We start from the raw sequence: 19,260 nt of genomic DNA, 5'->3' as shown, positions 1-19,260 counted from the left end.
TTATGCCCTCAATGACCCAAGACATGCTTCAGCATTCGGCTCTGGATCAGGGTAATTGTATATATTGCCTTCGTAATTCCTAAGAAGAACACCTTTTTCATCTCTACCCACATAATACTCAGGCAGAAGCGGAATTTTACCTCCTCCTCCGGGAGCATCAATCACATAATTGGGAACTGCGTAACCGGAAGTATGGCCTCTGAGTCCCTGTATAATTTCCAGACCTTTTTCCACCCGGGTTCTGAAATGGGCTGAGCCGGGTATCGGATCACACTGATACAAGTAATAAGGGCGAACTCTGACCTTGAGTAGTCCCTGCATCAACTTTTTCATGGTATCAACATCATCATTCACATCTTTCAAAAGAACAGTCTGACTTCCCAGTGGAATACCTGCATCCGCCAACATGGCACATGCTTTTGCTGTTTCAGCAGTCAGCTCATCTGGATGAGTAAAATGTAAACTCATGAAAAGCGGATGATGCTTTCTAAGCATTGCCACTAATTCCGGAGTAATGCGCTGAGGCAAAACAGCCGGTACTTTAGTTCCGATACGGACAATTTCCACATGTGGAATGGCGCGCAATTCAGTCAACAACCAATCCAGCTTTTCATCCGGAAGAGTCAGCGGATCTCCGCCTGACAAAAGAACATCACGTATAACGGGAGTTCTTTTAATGTACGCAATCGCACTTTTCCACTTCTTCATAGAATGAGGACGTCCAGTTTTACCGACCAGCCTGGAACGCGTACAATAACGGCAATATGTAGAACAATAATCTGTCACCAGAAACAACACACGATCGGGATATCTATGTACTAATCCGGGAGCAACCATGTGCCCTTCCTCCCCGAGAGGATCGACACTTTCATTCGTATCAGCCATAAATTCATGTACGGTCGGTTCTATACAGCGCCGAAGCCCCGCTGTACCGGAAGAGGCTACGACTCCCAGATAATAAGGGGTCACCGCCGCAGGAAGTCCCTTGTTCAGAAGCATGGCACCAGCCATTGAATCACCAATAATTTTTTCTATGGTGCCAACGTCCTTCACCCTATTTGCTATTTGCCAACGCCAGTCGTCCCACTCTCTATCGGAAACACTTGGATAAACGCGTTTCCGGAATTCCTTAAGAGAGGAGTCTGCACCATTTTTTTCTATCCCTGCATCTGACCACACCTTGGCAAAGGCGTTCAGAGAAAGGGGAGGCTCCAATTCTGAACTTTCAGCAATTTCAATCATTTTTTTTATCCTTATTTATAAACCATCAGCTTTGTCAGCCGTTGATATTTATACTGTTTGTGCTGTTTCCAGACTCGCCTTCCTGAGGAAGCTCATCTATAATAGAAATTACTTTAACTTTAATCGCCGGAGATCCATCAACGGCCAAAGATTCACCAATAACTTCAACGGTTAAACCAGCGTATTGAGGATCATCCATTCCAACCATAAGATGTATCTGCGCTCCATCATCAATGAAAATTCCGTCATCCATATAAATGACTACACCGACTATTGTTATATCCTCATCTTCGGAGGGGGCTTCCGCGGCGATAGCTATTGCTGAGAAGGCCAACAAAAGACATAAAAACAGCAAAGAGCTACACACTTTTTTCATAAACAATCCCTTCCACTCTTTATTTGTTTGTATTGCTGTCACTTACTACTTTAAATGAAACAACTTTCACGATTTCAAACTCCCCGTCCTTCATCACTGTTCCGGCGACTTCTATTTGTCTTCGAAGCAAATTAAAAAGTTCCGGGTGCTCTTCTAAATTTCCGATTCCCACCTCTCTCTCTTCATCACATGCAAGAGAAAGATTAATTACGTCGAACCTAGCATTCCAACCACTCGGAATAAGCACCCCGACAAGGATTTCCTTTTCAGTTTCGGGTATTATCATCTTTTCTTCCATGCACGCTCCTCCAAGAAAAACCATGCTCAACCACCTAAAGCATATTCAATGCCACCGCATAAACAACTGTATTTACTATTTTTTTATAAAACAAAAAAAACGAGATAGGAACTTTAAGTTCTTATCTCGTTTTTATCTCGTTCTTATAAAGCTATCAGTACAGCTTAATTACGGGGGTAATCGGTGAGTTCGGGCCAAACGGAGGATCTTTGAAGAGAGCTTAAAAAAGGTGAATTCAAAGTTCCTAAAATATTTACTGTGAAGCGCCGGTTCCTTTTTTTTCAGGAGGCCGAAAACTTCTGCGTTGCAGCCCATGACGAGACATTAATTTATGGAGCTGACGGGGCGTAATTCCAGCCCATTTCGCAGCTTCTTTTATCTTGCCGTGCGTAGCTTCAAGAAGTTCGGAAAGGTAGGCCTTCTCAAACTTATCAACAACAAGCTGTCTGGCCCTTCCGATCGCCATGGAAATGTCAGGACGACTGCATTCTGCCCCTTGAAGAAGGCCAAACAACTCCTGAGGGATACTGGAAAGACTGATGCGATCATCTTTCTCAAGAATACATGCCCGCTCAATCAAGTTTTCAAGCTCCCGAACATTTCCGGGCCAAGAATATCGCTGAAAGGCATCCAACACTTTCGGATGCAAACCTTTTATATCCTTTCCAAGTTGCAGGCTGAAATGACTGACAAAGGCTTCCGCAAACGACAGAATATCACTCTTACGCTCACGAAGAGGCGGAATTTCAATCGGAAACACATTTAAGCGATAATAAAGATCCTTTCTAAAAAGTCCTTTTTCACACATGTCCCAAAGGTTATCATTAGTAGCGGCTATTATCCGTACATCAACCGGGATTGACTCATCACTGCCAACCCTCTGAATTGTCCTCTCCTGAAGAAAATTCAGAAGCTTAATCTGCATAGACTGTGAGATTGTCCCTATTTCATCAAGAAATAAAGTTCCCCCCTCAGCAAGACCGAACTTACCTATTTTACGCCGGATTGCTCCGGTAAAGGCTCCTTTCTCATGCCCGAAAAGTTCGCTTTCGATAAGGGTATCAGGCACTGCTCCGCAATGAACACTTACGAAAGGATCATTTTTTCTGGAACTGTGTGTATGAATAAGTTTGGCTATAAGACTTTTTCCGGTTCCAGTCTCACCGGTCAAAAGAACTGTCGTTTTGGTTCCAGCCATCTGGCGAACTTTATCGAAAGCGTCGCGCATGGCTATGCTGTCTGTTCTGACGACATGAAGTGCGTCTTCATTCCAAAACTGGTCTCTTAAATAATCCAGCTTTGTATGGAGCATTAACGTCTTATCAAGCCGCTCAAGCACAACCTGAACTTCACCAGGATTAATAGGATAGGTAAGATAATCAACAGCTCCAGACTTCATGACATCAACAGCACGCCGAATATCATCCGGCATAACAAGAACAACAATCTCAACGTCAGAGTGTCCTTGCCATATAGCACTCATACCATCAGTATATAATGAACAATCTTCCATAAGAAGATTGTAATCAACAAAAATAACATCCGCAGGATTAACCGCAAGAGCAGATCTAGCGGCAGCAATATCAGTCAGGGATTTCCCCTCACCCGAGGATGCTAGAATTTCTTCCAAAGCTGCCTGAGCCGATATATCCAAAGTTACAATCATATAATTGCGCATCACATATTCCCCTCGTCCACAATAACTCCGGCCAATATATATAAAATATTTCCGAGATTAAAACGTATAAAATCTAATATGCTTACCCACACTAAAAGACTACTCAAAAAAAACTCAATTTCATTTTAAATTAATCACTATAATTAAAACAAATCTCTCAGAAAAAGGAACTACGGAATAAACAGATATACTTAATTACATATATACATTCCAACAACAAGATCGTATTATTCGTGTTAATCGTAGCTTTACAAACATCATATTACGCCAATGATAGCTATCAACTGGAGAAGAAATATATGCCTAGACACTCAACACTCATTAAAAAACTAATATATTGCACAATTACAGTGCTCGCCATATCTCTGACTCTTAGCTCCACAACTTTTGCCGAAACGAATCAAAATCTTGAATTATTAAGAAAGCGGATTCACAGTTTTCAAACATTTGAAGCCGAAGAACTGGCAACCTACTCACAAATTGAATTGCTACTGATGCTAACACAGAAAAAATATGCAGAATCACTGCAACATTTTCAATATATTCTTATATCTGAAAGAGCCTCAACAAGTTCACCGATAGATCGCAAACAGGTAAAAAATGATCTTTACCAACTACGCGAAAAAATTAAAACTACACTCAGTAAGCTTCAAGAGGCTCAAGAAGAATGCGTCTCCAGAATTGATGTTATTAATTCTTTCGATAACATTTCCATACCCTCAGAAACTCCCGACTCGCTTAAAATTATTTATCGGAATAATATAAACTCTATTTCCCAATTGCGATTTAAGTCTAAAAAACAACTCTCAAAAATTGGCTCATTGTTAACAGAGGGAAACCGTGTACTTAAACGTCTGGACAAGCTTGAACAGGGGGAAAAACATAACCTGTTGCAGTTATGGAGTTCCTATTTATTAGTAGGGAAAAATCCAGTATTCAGCCCTGTTTTCTGGAGCACATCCTTCCAGAATAACAATTGGTGGACTATCAAAAGTTCTGAATTCCAGAGTGCTCTTGATAGTTATGATGAAAAAGCTTTAAGGCATTTATCTCTCTTTGCAATTTTAATTTTAGCAGGGTTGGCGCTGAAAAGTTTTGTAGAAAGACAAGTAAACTGGCACGAAGTACTGGGAGATAACCAGTTTAAAATCAAATCACTGTTTATCGCTTCTCTTTTCGGCTTTGCCTTATATGTAGCGACAAGGATAACGTTCCCTTCCACAATGGAATCCTTGGAAATACTTGCTTTCGGCCTTTTTTTCATATCGGTATTGAAAATTTCTAAATACATATGCACAGACAATTTTATACTTACCAGCGGACGTTCAAGAACCGCTGTCCTGTTTACACTCAGTTCTTTTCTGCTGGCTCTTCATGTACCCAGTAAATGGGTCACTTTATTTTTTTTAGGATTCCTCGTGTCCTCATGGTTTCTAAATTCTGCATCGGCATGGAAAAAAAGACGCTTTCAAGGACTACTCGATTCTACGAAGAAAAGTAGTTTTCTTAGCCCTTTATTAGTTATTTCTTTTTTCGGATTTGGCAGACTGGCATGCTTCCTGGCTATCCTCTGGAGTCTGGGCATATTTATTCGCTCTTTCGGAATGCTCTGGGGGCAAATTCTGTTTTTGAGTACTGAAAAAAATGTGAAGCTATTTAAAGGGCTGGTTCGCAGCTTGGCGGTCCCCTTAGGATGGGCAATTGCGTTCAGCATCGCATACTTCTGGCTGGTCGGCTTTTTCGGACAAAGCACTGTGCTGGATGTTTTAGCTATGAACACAGGCTGGGATGGCTATTCAATATCCATTGGAAATATTGTATCTGTATTTGTTCTTTTCTTCATGACCAAGCACAGCGTTTCAGCCTTCAAGGTTTCCATCGAGCTTGTCGGGCGAAAATGGCCCAGAGGTAAACGAGGCGCAGTTCCTTCAATGCAAACTTTGTTTTCCTATGGAATCTGGACGCTGTTTGCGCTTTTGGCTATGCGCATTCTTGGCTTGAACCTTACAAGTATAGCCGTCATCGCCGGGGGACTCAGTGTCGGTATAGGTTTCGGACTTCAAAATATTGTAAACAACTTTATCAGCGGCCTTATTTTACTATTCGGCAGATCCATCCAGCAAGGCGATGTCATTGAATTAAACAGTCTCTGGTGCACAGTCAAAAACATCAACATACGTACCACTCTGGTAGAAACCTTCGAAAATGCGGTAATCATGATTCCCAATTCCGACCTTGTTACCAATCAGGTTACCAATTGGACTAAAAATAATTCAATACTCCGCCGCGATATATTGGTCGGTGTAGCCTACGGCTCGGATACAGACAGAGTCAGAAGAACATTGCTTGAAGTTGCGAATGAAAATCCCCATGTTCTTAGTAAGCCTGAACCGTATGTTCACTTTAATGATTTCGGATCAAGCAGCCTCGACTTTATACTGCGTGTATGGATAGATGACATTGATAACACTATCAAAACAATCTCCGAACTTCGCTTTGCCATAGACAGATATTTCAGACGCGACAGCATTGAAATTGCGTTCCCGCAAGTGGATCTTCACCTTAAAAGCAGTCAGGCCCTCGCTGATGTGCTGGGTAAAAACAAAGATGCCGGCGGCAACCTTTCTTAATTCCTTCTTTATACGAAGATAGACGTCCAGAGCATATACTTTAACGAATGCGTCATGCTATGCTTCGCTTGTTTTTATCGTGTCATGAAGTTTTGAAAAAGCGCAGGGAGAAAAAGATAATGCCTTTGCGAGTAATAGAGATAGTTACCCCCCGCGAGGACAAGGACGAGGTTGTCAAATCTCTTGAAGAACATCGCCCCGATGAAGGATATGTTTTCTGGGCATCTCCTTTAGACGATGAAACAGCTCTGACATTTAGAGTCGTACTTGATGTCCAAGAGTCAGAAAATGTTCTGGATAAGCTTGAAAATCTTTTTTCATGGACTGAGAAGTATCGTATTATTGTTTTTTCTGCCGAAGCAACAATTCCTAGATTGAAAGTACCGGTCAAAGAAGAAATATCCGTCAATCCAAACGGAGAAAACGCCGAAAACGATGCAGCTAAACGAAAGAACAGAATAAGCCGCGAAGAATTGTATTCAGATGTTTTAGATACCTCCGTAATGTCAAAAAGCTACGTAATGCTTGTTCTTTTTTCATCACTAGTAGCAGTTATCGGACTTATGCGAGACAACGTGGCTGTAATTATAGGCGCGATGGTCCTAGCTCCCCTTCTGGGACCGAATGTAGGCCTATCGTTAGCTACAACTCTTGGTGACGGCAAACTGGCACTGGAGTCATCCAAAACACTTATTGTTGGTATTGCTCTTGCTTTTTTTATATCCCTTTGCGCAGGTTTTTCTCTTGGACTGCCGGAAATATCTTCTGAACTGATGTTAAGAAGCACCACCAGTTTTTCAGATATAATTTTAGCTATTGTTTCCGGAGCAGCCGGAATAATATCCTTTACACTGGGCGTTCCTACTTCCCTCGTCGGAGTGATGGTTGCTTTGTCGCTTCTTCCTCCTCTCAGCGCCTGTGGCATCTTTTTAGGTGCAGGACAAACGACACTCGCTGCAGGCGCCGGCCTTCTTTTTATCGCAAACATAATATGCCTGAATTTAGCAGGTGTAGTGACATTCTTGCTCCAAGGAATTCAACCCTTGACTTGGTGGGAACGTGAACGGGCCAAGGTTACAGCAATTCGTATGGCCCTTCTATGGGGCCTTATGCTGACAATCCTTGTACTGCTTCTATATTTCAGAATCATCCGATAACTTTGAATTATAAAACTCAAAACGATTCAAAATTCAAACACACAGGTAAGAATCCATGGCAAGATTTCTTAAAAATTTCGACAAAAAAGCAGGACAATCTCCCGGTTCACTTATTTTCATCGGACAGCAAAGAATGGATGAACCCCGTTTACGAATCATTGATTATGATTCGCAAAAGTTGCGAAAAGAATTCATTAAAGAAATCGATGAAGTAGGCCCGATTAAAGAGACAAATACGACCAGCTGGCTCAATATTGACGGCCTCCATGATTCTGAATTGATCAAAAAAGTCGGAGAGAAGTTTGACCTCTCCTCCCTGATGCTTGAAGACATTCAAGACACCGGACAGCGCCCTAAAATTGAAGAATATCAAGATCATCTGTTTATTACTATGAAGATGCTTTTTTTAAACAAGGATCAAACTGAAGTCTGGTCTGAACAATTAAGCGCAATTCTTACCCCCAATTATCTGATCACTTTCCAAGAAAGGCCCGGCGATGTCTTTGAACCAGTTAGGAACAGAATTACCAAACCAAGTGGGAAAATAAGAACTCGCGGAACAGATTATTTATTATATGCTCTTTTAGACTGCGTTTTGGAAAACTATCTGAAAGTCATTGAAAAGATGGGTGAAAGAATTGAAGATATGGAAGAAGAAGTACTGGAGAATCCCGTACCGGAACTTTTAGAAGAAATAAACTTATACCGGCGTGAAATTGCATACGTACGCAAAGCTGTTCGCCCGGTCAGAGAAATTATATCCAAACTTAAAAATCTAGATTCAGAAATTATTAATCCTGAAACAATGCCCTACCTGCGAGACCTCGCCAGCCTTGAAGAACAGGCTGTAGACTCTGCTGAAATATATAAAGAAATGCTCGCAGACCTATTCAGTACATATAACATGGCTATTGGTAACAAGTTGAACGAAATCATGAAATTTCTGACTATTTTTGCGACAATTTTTATTCCACTTACTTTTCTTGCCGGAATATACGGCATGAATTTCGAGTCGATGCCTGAACTTCATTATAAATATGGTTACCACGTTCTATTAGGAGTGATGGCTGTCGTTGCAGTCGGAATGTTATTCTATTTTAAAAAAAGAAAATGGATTTAAACAGGTATAACATTCATCACAAAAAAACCCCCGGACCCAATGCCCGAGGGTTTTTCTGACTTTGGAACAAAGCGAAACAGCCAACATGACTATCTCGCAACTCACAAACCAAATTTACTGTTGTACTAAACGCAACCAGTCGGCTTTGGAAGGCCAGCCATTTTACAAGCTCCCTTACCAGGACCGGAAGGAAACAACTCATAAATGTGCTTCAGTTTGTAGCCTGTAACTTTGGAAAGAATACGAACCATGGGAGCAATCCCGTTTTTCTTGTAGTAATCCTGCAAGAAATCGAGAACTTTCTGATGCTCTTCATTCAGTTCTTTAATACCTTCGCCAGCTTTACAGTAATCAACCCATTCGGGAGTCCACTCTTCAAACTTTAGCAAAAATCCATCCTCATCAACCTCAAAACTCTTACCTTCAAATTCAACGTTTGCCATGTATACCTCCTTAAAAATTAATAGTAAAAACTGTTAACAGCTTAAACTTTCAGGATATAATGCACTTCCTCAAACTTAACATTTGCGGCCCCTGCATCAAGTACCTGTTTCCCAGATAAAACCTAGGAAAAAAAAATTCAAGGGAAATTTCATTACTGTTCCTCTTTTATTTTATTTTACCCCTCCCTTTTTTTCCCACCTTACCATTTTATATGGAAGTTTTGTCCTCCCACAAAAACACAACGTTCAACAATATAAGACTTTTTTTTCAGAGGAACAAAATTTGCTTAATGCTGAATATATAATCAGGAGGAATGAAAAATGGAAATCAGTTTTGGTAAAGAGATCTTAAATACGCCAATCAGAAATGAACACATCACTTCTAAACAAAATAATTCCGGCCCGATTCAAACACGGGACCAGAATATTGATACCATTTCTGCAAACTTGAGATCCGGTGTTAAAGCTCAAGACGTGAATCCGGAACTGCTTCTTGAAAAAACTGTTGAAGCAAACGCACAAGGCGGCGGAATTAATGAAGCTCATGATTTTGATCTTGCAAGAGTTATGAGACTGCTCTCAGATCCGCTCCTTCAAGAAGATATTTCTTAATAACCACTCATTGCTTAAAATAAATTTTCTATCGCATGCAAAATGATTTTCATGCCGGATTATAGAATGTTTTTCCGGCAAAGCCCCGATTTACTGCAAATCGAGGCTTTGCCTTTTTTAATGCAAAATGGTAATGGAGGGAAGTTTCAGCCTTCAAAAGACAACTCTTAAATTTTATGAATAATATCAACAAGATAAAATCACCTAAAAAACCATCCCCCGGGTATCCGCCAATGGAATCCTGTTTAACGCCTCCTTTGCCAGTTAAATCCGACCCTTCATGGTCTGTTCCTACGGCCTCCGAGTGCATGCAGCATTGGGAAGACTATGACATGTTTGATAATATCAAAGCACACAGTACGCAGGTCGCAAAAGTGGCTGTATCCATTGCTTTGATCGCAGAACAGGCAGGAATCCCCGTACACGTTCCAACCATTCAGGCATCTGCGCTGATGCATGATATTGCAAAAAGCTATTCAATTCTGTACGGCGGCAACCATAGTCAACTTGGCGCAGCCTGGACCATGCACTTAACCGGAAATCCGGTCATTGCAATGGGCGTACTGCATCACGTTTTCTGGCCGTTTGAACCCGATGCTGACAAATATTTTCTTCCGCTTGTCGTCAGTTACAGCGACAAACGAGTTATGCACGACAACCTGACATCACTTAAAAAAAGATTCGGCGATTTATCTGTGAGATATGGAAAAACGGAAAAAATCAAACAGAGAATTCAGCAAACATATGAACAAGCCTTAGTTCTCGAACAACGGCTTGAAAACCTACTTGGAGTTGACCTTAATGCGTGTTCTTTTGATAGCGGGCGGCTGGTCTGACGAACGGGAAGTGTCTCTGAGCGGAGCAAAAGGCATTCACAGTGCCCTGCTTGAACTTGGACACGAAGTAGACTTACTGGACCCCGCACAGGACTTCAGCAACCTGATGGCCCGCGCGAACAAAGCTGATTTTGCTTTTATTAATCTTCACGGATCACCGGGAGAAGACGGACTTATTCAGGCAATGCTGAACCGGACATCCTGCCCGTACCAAGGTTCTGGACCGGAAAGCTCTTTCCTGACTCTGAACAAAGCTGCCACCAAAACAATTTTTGATGCAAACTCTATTCTCAGTCCCAAATGGGAATTAATTTGTGACGCAGAAGGATGCAACGGAATAGAAAAACTTAGCCCCCCTGTTTTTATTAAACCTAATTCAGGCGGATCAAGCCTCGGTATGACTTTTGCCCAAAACGCGCAGGACATGCAGAGCGGAATTGAAAAAGTTTTCAGCATGGGTGACAGCGCACTGGTGGAAGAATATATCAAAGGAATTGAAGTAACATGCGCGATTCTAGACAACGAGCCGTTACCGCTTATCCTCATTACTCCTCCTGACAAAGCACAGTTCTTTGACTATAACAGTAAATACGCCCTTGACGGAGCGAAAGAAGTCTGCCCCGCACCGATAGAAGAAAAGCTCACAGATAAAATTAAAGAAATCACTCTGAAAGCACATACACTTCTTGGTCTTAGCGGATACAGCAGAGCTGATTTTATAATTTCAAATGGAGTTCCCTATATTCTGGAAGTAAATACACTCCCGGGGATGACTCCGACAAGTCTTGTTCCAAGAGCTGCAAAGGCTGCCGGGTACTCATTCAGCAAGCTGATTGAAAAACTCATCGAACTGGGACTAAGCAGGCAAAAGTAATTTATTTCAACGGGTATGCCGAAACGGCAAGTTCAAGAAACGAAAAGTCAGGATCACCACATGCCAAAATCGCTCAAGCTTAAGACAGCCTCGTTTGTCTACGACCTCGGATGGAAAGCCGCTTTGCCTTTTCTGCATCGAAACGAAAGACTACGTGAAGGGTTTGACCGCAGAACTCTGAAACACAGCCTTCCGCCAAAGGCAGATGTATGGATTCAAGCAGCCTCAGCCGGAGAAGCAAAGCTTGCAACACGGATTATGGATCACATTTCTCCTGACAAACCAACTAGATTTCTCTTAACCACCAACACTTCACAAGGATTTTCTGAGCTTGAACGGACAGCATACAGGCTGACCCCGAATTCGCGCAATGTTTCTGCGACGGCAACCTACTTTCCCTTTGATATGCCCAGTTTGGCAACAAAGGCGTTAAAGGCAGTTAATCCGAAACTGGTGGTACTTCTGGAAACAGAAATCTGGCCAGGATTCCTTATGGCATGTAAAGATCTCGGAATAAAAGTAATCATCATTAATGCAAGAATGACCACGAAAAGCCTTGCCGGATACATGACATGCCCTTCATTTTTCAAGCTCATTGCACCGGAAGAAATTCTTGCAATATCTCCGGATGATGCGAACAGATTCAAAACTTTGTTTGAAATAGACAAAGTCAGTTTGATGCCTAATATTAAATTCGACAGCACGGCCACAGCGGAAATAATTCCATATATCTCAAATCCTCTTTCCAGTATTTTCAAACCGAAAACACCTTTCATAATACTGGGTTCGGTCCGGAAAGAAGAAGAATCTCAAGTCTTAAATATTTCAGTCGCACTGAAAAAAGAAAGACCTAAAACAGTCATAGGACTTTTCCCGCGTCATATGCACCGGATCGAAGCTTGGAAAAAAATGTTGAACGAAAAAGGTCTTCCATGGATTCTCCGTTCAGAAATTGAAAACACTGTGCCCTTCGGACATATTGTTCTCTGGGATGTCTTTGGGGAAATGTTCTCAGCCTTCTCTCTGGCACGCGCTGCTTTTATCGGAGGCAGCCTTGCTCCCGTTGGCGGACAAAACTTTCTCGAACCACTGGCATACGGTGTAACTCCGGTAATAGGCCCGTTCTGGTCCAATTTCGCTTGGATCGGCAACGAAATTTTTGAGAACAAACTTGCCAGACAAGCACAGGACTGGGAAGGAGTTCTGCACGAATTACTGGAAATCAGCAAAAAAACAGTAAAGCCTGAAAAAGTTAAAAACCATTTTGAAGCTTTTCTTGAAGATATGCGCGGCGGAACAAAAATGGCCTGCGAAGCCATAAACCGGAATCTGTCGTAAGGACTTTAACGCATGAATACAATATCAGGATGTTTCGGAATAATTCCGGCTCGCTACGAATCCAGCCGTTTTCCGGGTAAGCCACTGGCTGACATTTGCGGAAAACCCATGTTCTGGCATGTCTGGAACAAAGCGAGCAAGTGCCCTGAAATGGCACAAGTTGTCCTCGCAACAGACAGCTCTATCATAATGGATGCGGCGGAAAAACTAGGAGTTCCGGCCATAATGACTGCCGATACGCACACAAGCGGAACCGACAGAGTACTGGAAGCAGCGAGAAAATTAAATATCCCTAAAGATTCAGTTGTGGTAAATATTCAAGGAGACGAACCTTGTCTTGCCCCGGAAATGCTCTCTGAATTGGTAAGCCCTTTTACTGATAAAAATGTAAGAGTAACAACCCTTGCCTCTCCAATAAGCGCAAAGGAAGCTCTTTCCCCTGACAGGGTAAAAGTCGCGCTTGCAAAAGACAACAGAGCACTATATTTTTCCCGTTCTCCCATACCCTTCTCTCATGATGGGAAAGGAGAATATTTGTTACACATCGGCCTATACGGCTTCCGCATGGAAGCCCTTGAAACATTCGCCAGCCTGCCTGGATCCCCGCTTGAACAAAGGGAAAGGCTAGAACAGCTCAGGCTGCTGGACAACGGAATATCCATCCATGTCACGGTTACAGGACACTCCTGTCACGGAGTAGACCGTCCCGAAGATTTGGATACAGCCATAAAGATTCTTGAGAGGGAACAAATATGAAAGCCATTCTGGCACTTGAAGACGGAACTTGGTTTGAAGGAACATCCTTCACAGGCCCCGGTGAAACGGGCGGTGAGACCATCTTCAACACCGGCATGACCGGATATCAGGAAGTTCTCACAGACCCTTCATACACAGGACAGATGGTCTGTATGACCTATCCGCTTATCGGCAACTATGGAATAACAAAGGAAGACAACGAGTCTTCCAAAGTCCACGTCGCTGGATTTATTGTTAAAGAATGTTGCAAAAAGCCCTCTAACTGGCGATCAGTTATATCTCTGCCCGACTACCTTAAAGAAGCAGGCGTTATAGGGATTGAAGGGATTGATACCCGCGCTCTGACACGCCATCTCCGTATCAACGGAGCCATGCGCGGAATTATCTCAACCGAAGAAACCGATCCCGCCAAGCTTGTAGAAAAAGCTAAAAAAATTCCTACAATGGAAGGCCGTAATCTGGTAGATCAGGTAACTTCAACCTCCTGCTATGCTTGGAGAGAGAATAAACCTGTTCCTGTTGATGTGACATCCGGATATAAGTGGAGCGGCAAAGGCCCTAAACTCGTACTTATTGATTATGGTGTTAAATGGAACATTCTGCGCCTTCTCGAAGATCAAGGTTTTGAAGTTCTTTCTGTTCCTTCAAGCTACAGCGAAAAACAAATTCGCGATCTGGGTCCCGATGCCATATTCCTTTCCAACGGCCCCGGTGATCCCGGAGTTCTGGACCACGCTATCAAAACAGTGCGCGCCCTTTGTCAGGATTTTCCGACTGCCGGTATCTGCCTAGGTCACCAGCTTCTCGGACTTGCACTAGGTGGAAAAACTTTTAAGTTAAAATTCGGGCATCATGGCTGCAACCAGCCTGTATTGGACATGGAATCCCAGAAAATCGAGATTTCTTCACAGAATCACGGTTTTTGCGTTGACATTTCTGAATGTTCAGATCTTATAATGACTCATAAAAATCTTAACGATGAAACATTGGAAGGATTTGCACATAAATCAAAACCGATAATTGCAATTCAGTTTCACCCGGAAGCAGCTCCCGGTCCACGCGACAGTGAGTATTTCTTCGCCAGATTCCGCAATCTGGTAAAAGAAGCTCTTGGTAAATAACTCTCTCCTAAAACATAACTTCGGAGAATAATATGTCCGGTGAACTTACCAATGCCAGGAAAAAACTGGCCGGAGTCTCAAGCCTTTTAAAACAACAAAAAGCTATGGCAGCGGTTCAGGCTGTATATGATGCAGTTGTTGCAATGCTTCGCGGCTCACTGATGAAGTCTGAGAGGGAAGAATTTCAAGAACTGCTCGACAGCACTGTGCACATTCTTAATGGTGATAAAAAACTGCGCGAAGATTATCCGCTGATCATCAATTATACGCACGGTGAAGAAAAAGTCCTGATGGAAGTTTTGCGCGAACTCTTAAAAGAGTTGCAGGAAAAAGTCAGCGCCAATGCTCAGGATCTCCTGAAAGCAATGGAAAAAAGGAAAAGAGATATTCTTGAACAGGGACAAGCCCAAATAGAGAAAGGTGATGTTCCCGAAGCTCATATTACCTTCAACCAGTTAATCCGTGAATTTAAAGATGATACGGAACTCCGTTCAGAAATAGCTGATAAATTCATAAAAGCCGGCCTTTACTCAGAAGCACTCAGCTATCTTGAAGATGCTCTGGCACATGATCCTAATGCAATCTTTCTTTACAACCGTATCGGAATAGTTCTTCGCAAAATGCAGGATTTTGCTACAGCCGAAAAGTACTACATCAAGGCCTTGCAACTAAACGACAAGGATGAATATCTCTACTTTAACTGTGGTCGCCTTTATTATGACTGGAAAAAATGGGATAAGATGGCCGAGGCCGCAAAAAAGGCAATCAAAATCAATCCCAGTTTCGCTGAAGCTGAAAAAATGCTGAAATTTGCCAACAAAAAAATCGGCTAAAATCTGCAAGCAGTAACTAAGCCGCCCGGGCTTTTAAAAAATGAAACAACAAAAGCTCAAATTTTCATACGTGAAGATTTGAGCTTTTCTATTGGAAGCACAATGAAAAAATATATACTTCTTGATCGGGACGGCACAATCATCGTCGACAAGCATTATCTAAGTGATCCCGAAGGTGTTGAGATCCTGCCCAATGCCGAAGACGGGCTTAAACTAATGCAGGATGCCGGATTCGGTCTGATAGTCGTCACGAACCAATCAGGAATAGGACGCGGATATTATTCAGAAGATGACATGAACGCGGTCAACAACAGAATGAAAAAAATGCTGTCTAAAAGCGGAATTAAATTCGATGCAATATATCACTGTCCACATGCGCCTGAACAAAATTGCAATTGCCGCAAACCCGCTCCGGGAATGTTCGACAACGCAATAAAAGATTTTAAAATGAATCCTACAGATTGCTACGTAATAGGCGACAAGATCTGTGACATAGAACTCGGGTTAGCCAAAGGAGCCAGCACAATCCTTGTCCGCACAGGCAAAGGGTTAAAAGAAGAGCCTCAGTGCGAAGGTAAAGCCACATACATAGCAGATGATTTACTTCGTGCGGCTGAATTTATTATAAATAGGTAGATTGTGCTTGTTAGGCCTGCGGCGCTGAAAACAAAGATTTTGCCTCCGGCGGGCAAAGGGCCCGCGGCCCTCTGCACACCCTTTTTTAGGGGAATATTTTAAGTAAGAGATTACTAACTAATTCTTTTTAATAAAATATTTATTAGGAAAACATATTTCAGTAGGTTATGCGTCAACCATTTTTCCAGCTGTTTCCAGTGCTGCTTTAAAGCTGTCTAGTGACGCTTTTCCGGTTCCGGTTATGTCATAACCAGTGCCGTGATCGGGTGAAGTTCTCGGATAAGGCAATCCCAACGTAATATTTACTGCTTCACTGAAATGCAGAAGCTTGAGCGGAGCCAAACCTTGATCGTGATACATGGCAAGGACTGCGCTATACGCACCCTGCGCGGCAAAGTAAAAAATTGTATCACCGGGAAACGGACCTTCGACATTTAGCCCTTTCGCATTCGCTTCCTTAATAGCGGGTTCGATAATATCGATTTCTTCGCGACCGATTCGACCTGATTCTCCAGCATGAGGATTGAGACCGCACACTGCAATAGGCTTTTCAAGGCCGAGCGACTTCACAAGTTGATCTGTCAAATCAAGACAACGCAAAATTCTTTCTTTGGTAATTAAAGCAGGAATATCAACAAACTTTGGATGAGTCGTAACAAGACTTACTTTCAACTTCGGTCCGCCAAGGTGCATGCAGACATTTTCACGCCCTGCACCTGACCGTTCCGCCAAAAATTCCGTATGACCCGGGAAATCAAATCCAGCCAACTGCAACATAGCCTTATTTAACGGGCAGGTAACAAGCCCATAAACTATTTTATCCTCAAGCAATTGAACTGCGGTCTCCAAAGCTTCACCGGCACCACGCCCTCCCTCAGGGTCCGCGACGCCGACATTCAGCTTAAAATCTTTTAATTTCTCAGGACAATAATGATAATATCCCGCCTTCGCCCCGACAATCTTTGCGGGATCATCGATTTCCTCATAAAAAGGATCAAGTCCAAGCTGCTCCAAATGGTATTCCAAACTGTTCGCAGGACCAACCATCAAAAAAACACGCTCCGGTTTACGTCCAGAAAATGACCTGCAAACAAGTTCAGGCCCCAACCCGTTTGGATCACCAAGAGTTATACATATATTTTTTTTCATATTATCACCTGAATTTTTATTTAAATACTTTTAGGAAATTACTTAACACCCGCTTATCCAATACTATTTCAAAACAGTTAGCAAGAGCACAAAAAGAGGGAGAAACTTTCCTAAAGAAAGCTCCCCCCGTAAATTAACTTTACTCACTTTTAAAAACCAAAACTGCACCTAAAGCCCCTCCCTTTAAAAGGGAATCCAGAGGGCCGCGGGCCCTTTGGACGCCGGAGGCCTACGAAAGCACAATCCAGCAAACTTGCAAATTACTCAGGCCGTAAAGCAATAGCACCGAGCGGTGGCAAGGTCAGTTCCAGATAATATGGAAAAGATCCGATATCTCCGGCCTTCTTGGCTACGACTTCGCCGACATTACCGACATTGGAGCCGCCGTATATTTCTGCATCCGAATTAAATATTTCTTTCCACCTTCCGCCCTGTGGACAACCGAGACAATAACCGGACCGTACCACCGGAGTGAAATTAAAAATCCAGAGAATGGGCCTGTCGCCATCATTTTTACGTAAAAAACTGATGGTAGAAGATTTGAAATCGCTGAAATCTACCCATTCAAACCCTGACCAGTCGTTATCCTGCTTATACATGGCGGGATTTTCACGCATTGTCCGGTTCAAATCAGTAACGGTATTGCGTATTCCTTGATGTGCAGGAAACCCTAGCAACAGCCAGTCCAATTCTTTGCGGCAATCCCATTCATTCCACTGCCCGAACTCGCAACCCATGAATAATAACTTTTTGCCGGGATGCGCCCACTGATAACTGAAAAGCAAACGCAAATTAGCCATCTGCTGCCAAGTGTCACCGGGCATTTTAGACAAAAGAGCACCTTTGCCATGCACAACTTCATCATGTGAAAGCGGCAGAACAAAATTTTCGCTGAAAGCATAAATCATAGAAAAAGTTAAACTGTTGTGATGATACGCACGATGAATAGGACTTTTGCTCACATAATCAAGCGTGTCATTCATCCACCCCATATTCCACTTGAAAGTAAATCCAAGACCACCGGTATAAACAGGCCTTGAAACTCCGGGCCATGATGTTGATTCTTCAGCAATCATCATTGCGCCGGGGAACTGGTCATGAACAACAGTATTGAGCTGCTTAAACAACTGGATAGCTTCAATATTCTCGTTACCGCCATGCTCATTGGCTACCCATTCTCCATCTTTTCTAGAATAATCCAGATATAGCATGGAAGCCACTGCATCGATACGAAGCCCGTCAATATGAAACTCTTTGAGCCAGTAGAGCGCGTTGGTCAGTAGGAAGTTGCAGACTTCATGACGACCGAAATTAAAAATATATGTTCCCCAGTCAGGATGCTCACCTTTACGAGGGTCAGCATGCTCATAAAGGGCTGTACCGTCAAAACGCCCAAGCCCCCATTCATCTTTTGGAAAATGTCCGGGAACCCAGTCCAGAATGACCCCGATTCCTTCCTGATGACATTTATCAATAAAGTATCTGAGATCATCAGGCGTTCCATGCCGTGAAGTCGGAGAAAAATAATGACTGGTCTGATATCCCCACGATTCATCAAGAGGATGTTCGGCTATAGGCATCAGTTCAATATGAGTAAATCCCATATCTTTTACATAAGGAATAAGCTCTTCCGTCAACTGGCGATAGGTACGGTAATCCCAGTTATCTCTGCGCCATGAACCGAGGTGAACTTCATAACAGGACATGGGTTTATCAAGAGGCAATCCGTCGTTGCGGCGCTTTGTCATCCATGAGTCGTCTGTCCACTCATAATTTTCTAACCCCCATGTAACAGCGGCATGCCCGGGACGCATCTCGGAACGAAAAGCAAAAGGATCTGTCTTAGTTACTTCTCGCCCGTCACTTTGAACTACCTGATATTTATACATCTGACCGGGCACAACATCCGGCACAAATCCCGCCCAGATACCGGACACGCCGACAGGATATAACTGATTCGCGCGGCTATCCCAGTTATTGAAATCTCCGGCGACATAAATATTGCGGGCATTCGGTGCCCACACGGCAAAACGATACCCTTCCTGTTTATCCTGCACATCAAAATGAGCTCCGAGAATACGGTAAAGATCCCAGTGCTCACCTTTCCCGAACAGGAACAAATCAAAAGGGGCTATGTAGACAGGTAAAGTTTCAGGCATGA

At 42.9% G+C, this 19,260-nt stretch carries 18 protein-coding genes; 11 read left to right on the top strand and 7 right to left on the bottom strand.

Annotated elements, in window-relative coordinates:
- The 4 genes from JEY82_RS13360 to JEY82_RS13345 all read right to left on the bottom strand — a co-directional run bounded on the left by JEY82_RS13360 (window position 1) and on the right by JEY82_RS13345 (window position 3,594).
- A complete protein-coding gene (locus JEY82_RS13360; protein ID WP_304086234.1) occupies window positions 1-1,242 on the bottom strand; it encodes a KamA family radical SAM protein in 1,242 nt (413 codons plus the stop codon).
- Between the two features lie 34 nt (window positions 1,243-1,276).
- On the bottom strand, window positions 1,277-1,618 hold the full coding sequence (locus tag JEY82_RS13355) for a hypothetical protein (RefSeq protein ID WP_304086231.1): 342 nt from the start codon (window positions 1,616-1,618) through the stop codon (window positions 1,277-1,279).
- A 19-nt stretch (window positions 1,619-1,637) separates the two neighbouring features.
- The gene (locus tag JEY82_RS13350; protein WP_304086230.1) at window positions 1,638-1,940 is read right to left on the bottom strand and encodes a hypothetical protein; all 303 of its coding nucleotides are present in this window, start codon (window positions 1,938-1,940) and stop codon (window positions 1,638-1,640) included.
- Window positions 1,941-2,169: 229 nt separating this feature from the next.
- Complete coding sequence (locus tag JEY82_RS13345) at window positions 2,170-3,594, bottom strand: sigma-54-dependent Fis family transcriptional regulator (RefSeq protein ID WP_304086228.1); 1,425 nt, start codon at window positions 3,592-3,594, stop codon at window positions 2,170-2,172.
- A gap of 299 nt (window positions 3,595-3,893) precedes the next feature.
- Here JEY82_RS13345 and JEY82_RS13340 point away from each other — a divergent pair, with 299 nt between their 5' ends.
- The 3 genes from JEY82_RS13340 (at window position 3,894) to corA (ending at window position 8,501) form a co-directional block, all read left to right on the top strand.
- Window positions 3,894-6,224, top strand: coding sequence for a mechanosensitive ion channel family protein (locus JEY82_RS13340; RefSeq protein ID WP_304086224.1), 2,331 nt, complete (start codon window positions 3,894-3,896; stop codon window positions 6,222-6,224).
- Between the two features lie 119 nt (window positions 6,225-6,343).
- Complete coding sequence (locus JEY82_RS13335; RefSeq protein ID WP_304086223.1) at window positions 6,344-7,381, top strand: TIGR00341 family protein; 1,038 nt, start codon at window positions 6,344-6,346, stop codon at window positions 7,379-7,381.
- Between the two features lie 55 nt (window positions 7,382-7,436).
- Window positions 7,437-8,501: a magnesium/cobalt transporter CorA gene (corA, locus tag JEY82_RS13330; RefSeq protein ID WP_304086220.1), complete on the top strand. Its 1,065-nt coding sequence runs from the start codon at window positions 7,437-7,439 to the stop codon at window positions 8,499-8,501.
- Between the two features lie 125 nt (window positions 8,502-8,626).
- Here the strand turns inward: corA and JEY82_RS13325 are convergent, their stop codons facing one another.
- On the bottom strand, window positions 8,627-8,944 hold the full coding sequence (locus JEY82_RS13325) for a TusE/DsrC/DsvC family sulfur relay protein (RefSeq protein WP_092162078.1): 318 nt from the start codon (window positions 8,942-8,944) through the stop codon (window positions 8,627-8,629).
- Window positions 8,945-9,265: 321 nt separating this feature from the next.
- Between JEY82_RS13325 and JEY82_RS13320 the strand changes: the two genes are divergently transcribed.
- The 8 genes from JEY82_RS13320 to gmhB all read left to right on the top strand — a co-directional run bounded on the left by JEY82_RS13320 (window position 9,266) and on the right by gmhB (window position 15,950).
- On the top strand, window positions 9,266-9,556 hold the full coding sequence (locus JEY82_RS13320; RefSeq protein ID WP_304086216.1) for a hypothetical protein: 291 nt from the start codon (window positions 9,266-9,268) through the stop codon (window positions 9,554-9,556).
- A gap of 233 nt (window positions 9,557-9,789) precedes the next feature.
- Window positions 9,790-10,392 carry a phosphohydrolase gene (locus JEY82_RS13315; protein ID WP_304086214.1) on the top strand — a complete coding sequence of 201 codons (603 nt, stop codon included), beginning with the start codon at window positions 9,790-9,792 and terminating at the stop codon, window positions 10,390-10,392.
- Window positions 10,358-11,266 carry a D-alanine--D-alanine ligase gene (locus JEY82_RS13310; RefSeq protein ID WP_304086210.1) on the top strand — a complete coding sequence of 303 codons (909 nt, stop codon included), beginning with the start codon at window positions 10,358-10,360 and terminating at the stop codon, window positions 11,264-11,266. The genes JEY82_RS13315 and JEY82_RS13310 overlap by 35 nt, the downstream gene beginning before the upstream one ends.
- Window positions 11,267-11,326: 60 nt before the next feature.
- Window positions 11,327-12,604 carry a 3-deoxy-D-manno-octulosonic acid transferase gene (locus tag JEY82_RS13305; protein WP_304086208.1) on the top strand — a complete coding sequence of 426 codons (1,278 nt, stop codon included), beginning with the start codon at window positions 11,327-11,329 and terminating at the stop codon, window positions 12,602-12,604.
- Between the two features lie 12 nt (window positions 12,605-12,616).
- Window positions 12,617-13,360 (top strand): 3-deoxy-manno-octulosonate cytidylyltransferase, encoded by a 744-nt coding sequence (gene kdsB / locus JEY82_RS13300; protein ID WP_304086205.1) that lies wholly within the window; start codon window positions 12,617-12,619, stop codon window positions 13,358-13,360.
- Window positions 13,357-14,481: a glutamine-hydrolyzing carbamoyl-phosphate synthase small subunit gene (gene carA / locus JEY82_RS13295; RefSeq protein WP_304086203.1), complete on the top strand. Its 1,125-nt coding sequence runs from the start codon at window positions 13,357-13,359 to the stop codon at window positions 14,479-14,481. Before kdsB ends, carA begins: the two co-directional genes overlap by 4 nt.
- A 32-nt stretch (window positions 14,482-14,513) precedes the next feature.
- Complete coding sequence (locus tag JEY82_RS13290) at window positions 14,514-15,314, top strand: tetratricopeptide repeat protein (protein WP_304086201.1); 801 nt, start codon at window positions 14,514-14,516, stop codon at window positions 15,312-15,314.
- A 102-nt stretch (window positions 15,315-15,416) separates the two neighbouring features.
- Window positions 15,417-15,950, top strand: coding sequence for a D-glycero-beta-D-manno-heptose 1,7-bisphosphate 7-phosphatase (gmhB, locus tag JEY82_RS13285; protein WP_304086199.1), 534 nt, complete (start codon window positions 15,417-15,419; stop codon window positions 15,948-15,950).
- Window positions 15,951-16,115: 165 nt separating this feature from the next.
- Here gmhB and pdxA read toward each other — a convergent pair whose 3' ends face one another.
- Both pdxA and glgB read right to left on the bottom strand, forming a co-directional pair.
- Entirely contained in the window at window positions 16,116-17,099 is a 984-nt protein-coding gene (pdxA, locus tag JEY82_RS13280; RefSeq protein WP_304086196.1) for a 4-hydroxythreonine-4-phosphate dehydrogenase PdxA, read from the bottom strand.
- 260 nt (window positions 17,100-17,359) lie between these two features.
- Entirely contained in the window at window positions 17,360-19,258 is a 1,899-nt protein-coding gene (glgB, locus tag JEY82_RS13275; protein WP_304086193.1) for a 1,4-alpha-glucan branching protein GlgB, read from the bottom strand.
- Window positions 19,259-19,260: the final 2 nt, after the last annotated feature.

It is taken from the genome of Maridesulfovibrio ferrireducens, from assembly GCF_016342405.1.
Lineage (GTDB): Bacteria > Desulfobacterota > Desulfovibrionia > Desulfovibrionales > Desulfovibrionaceae > Maridesulfovibrio > Maridesulfovibrio ferrireducens_A.
This window is presented reverse-complemented; position numbering and strand designations above follow the sequence as displayed.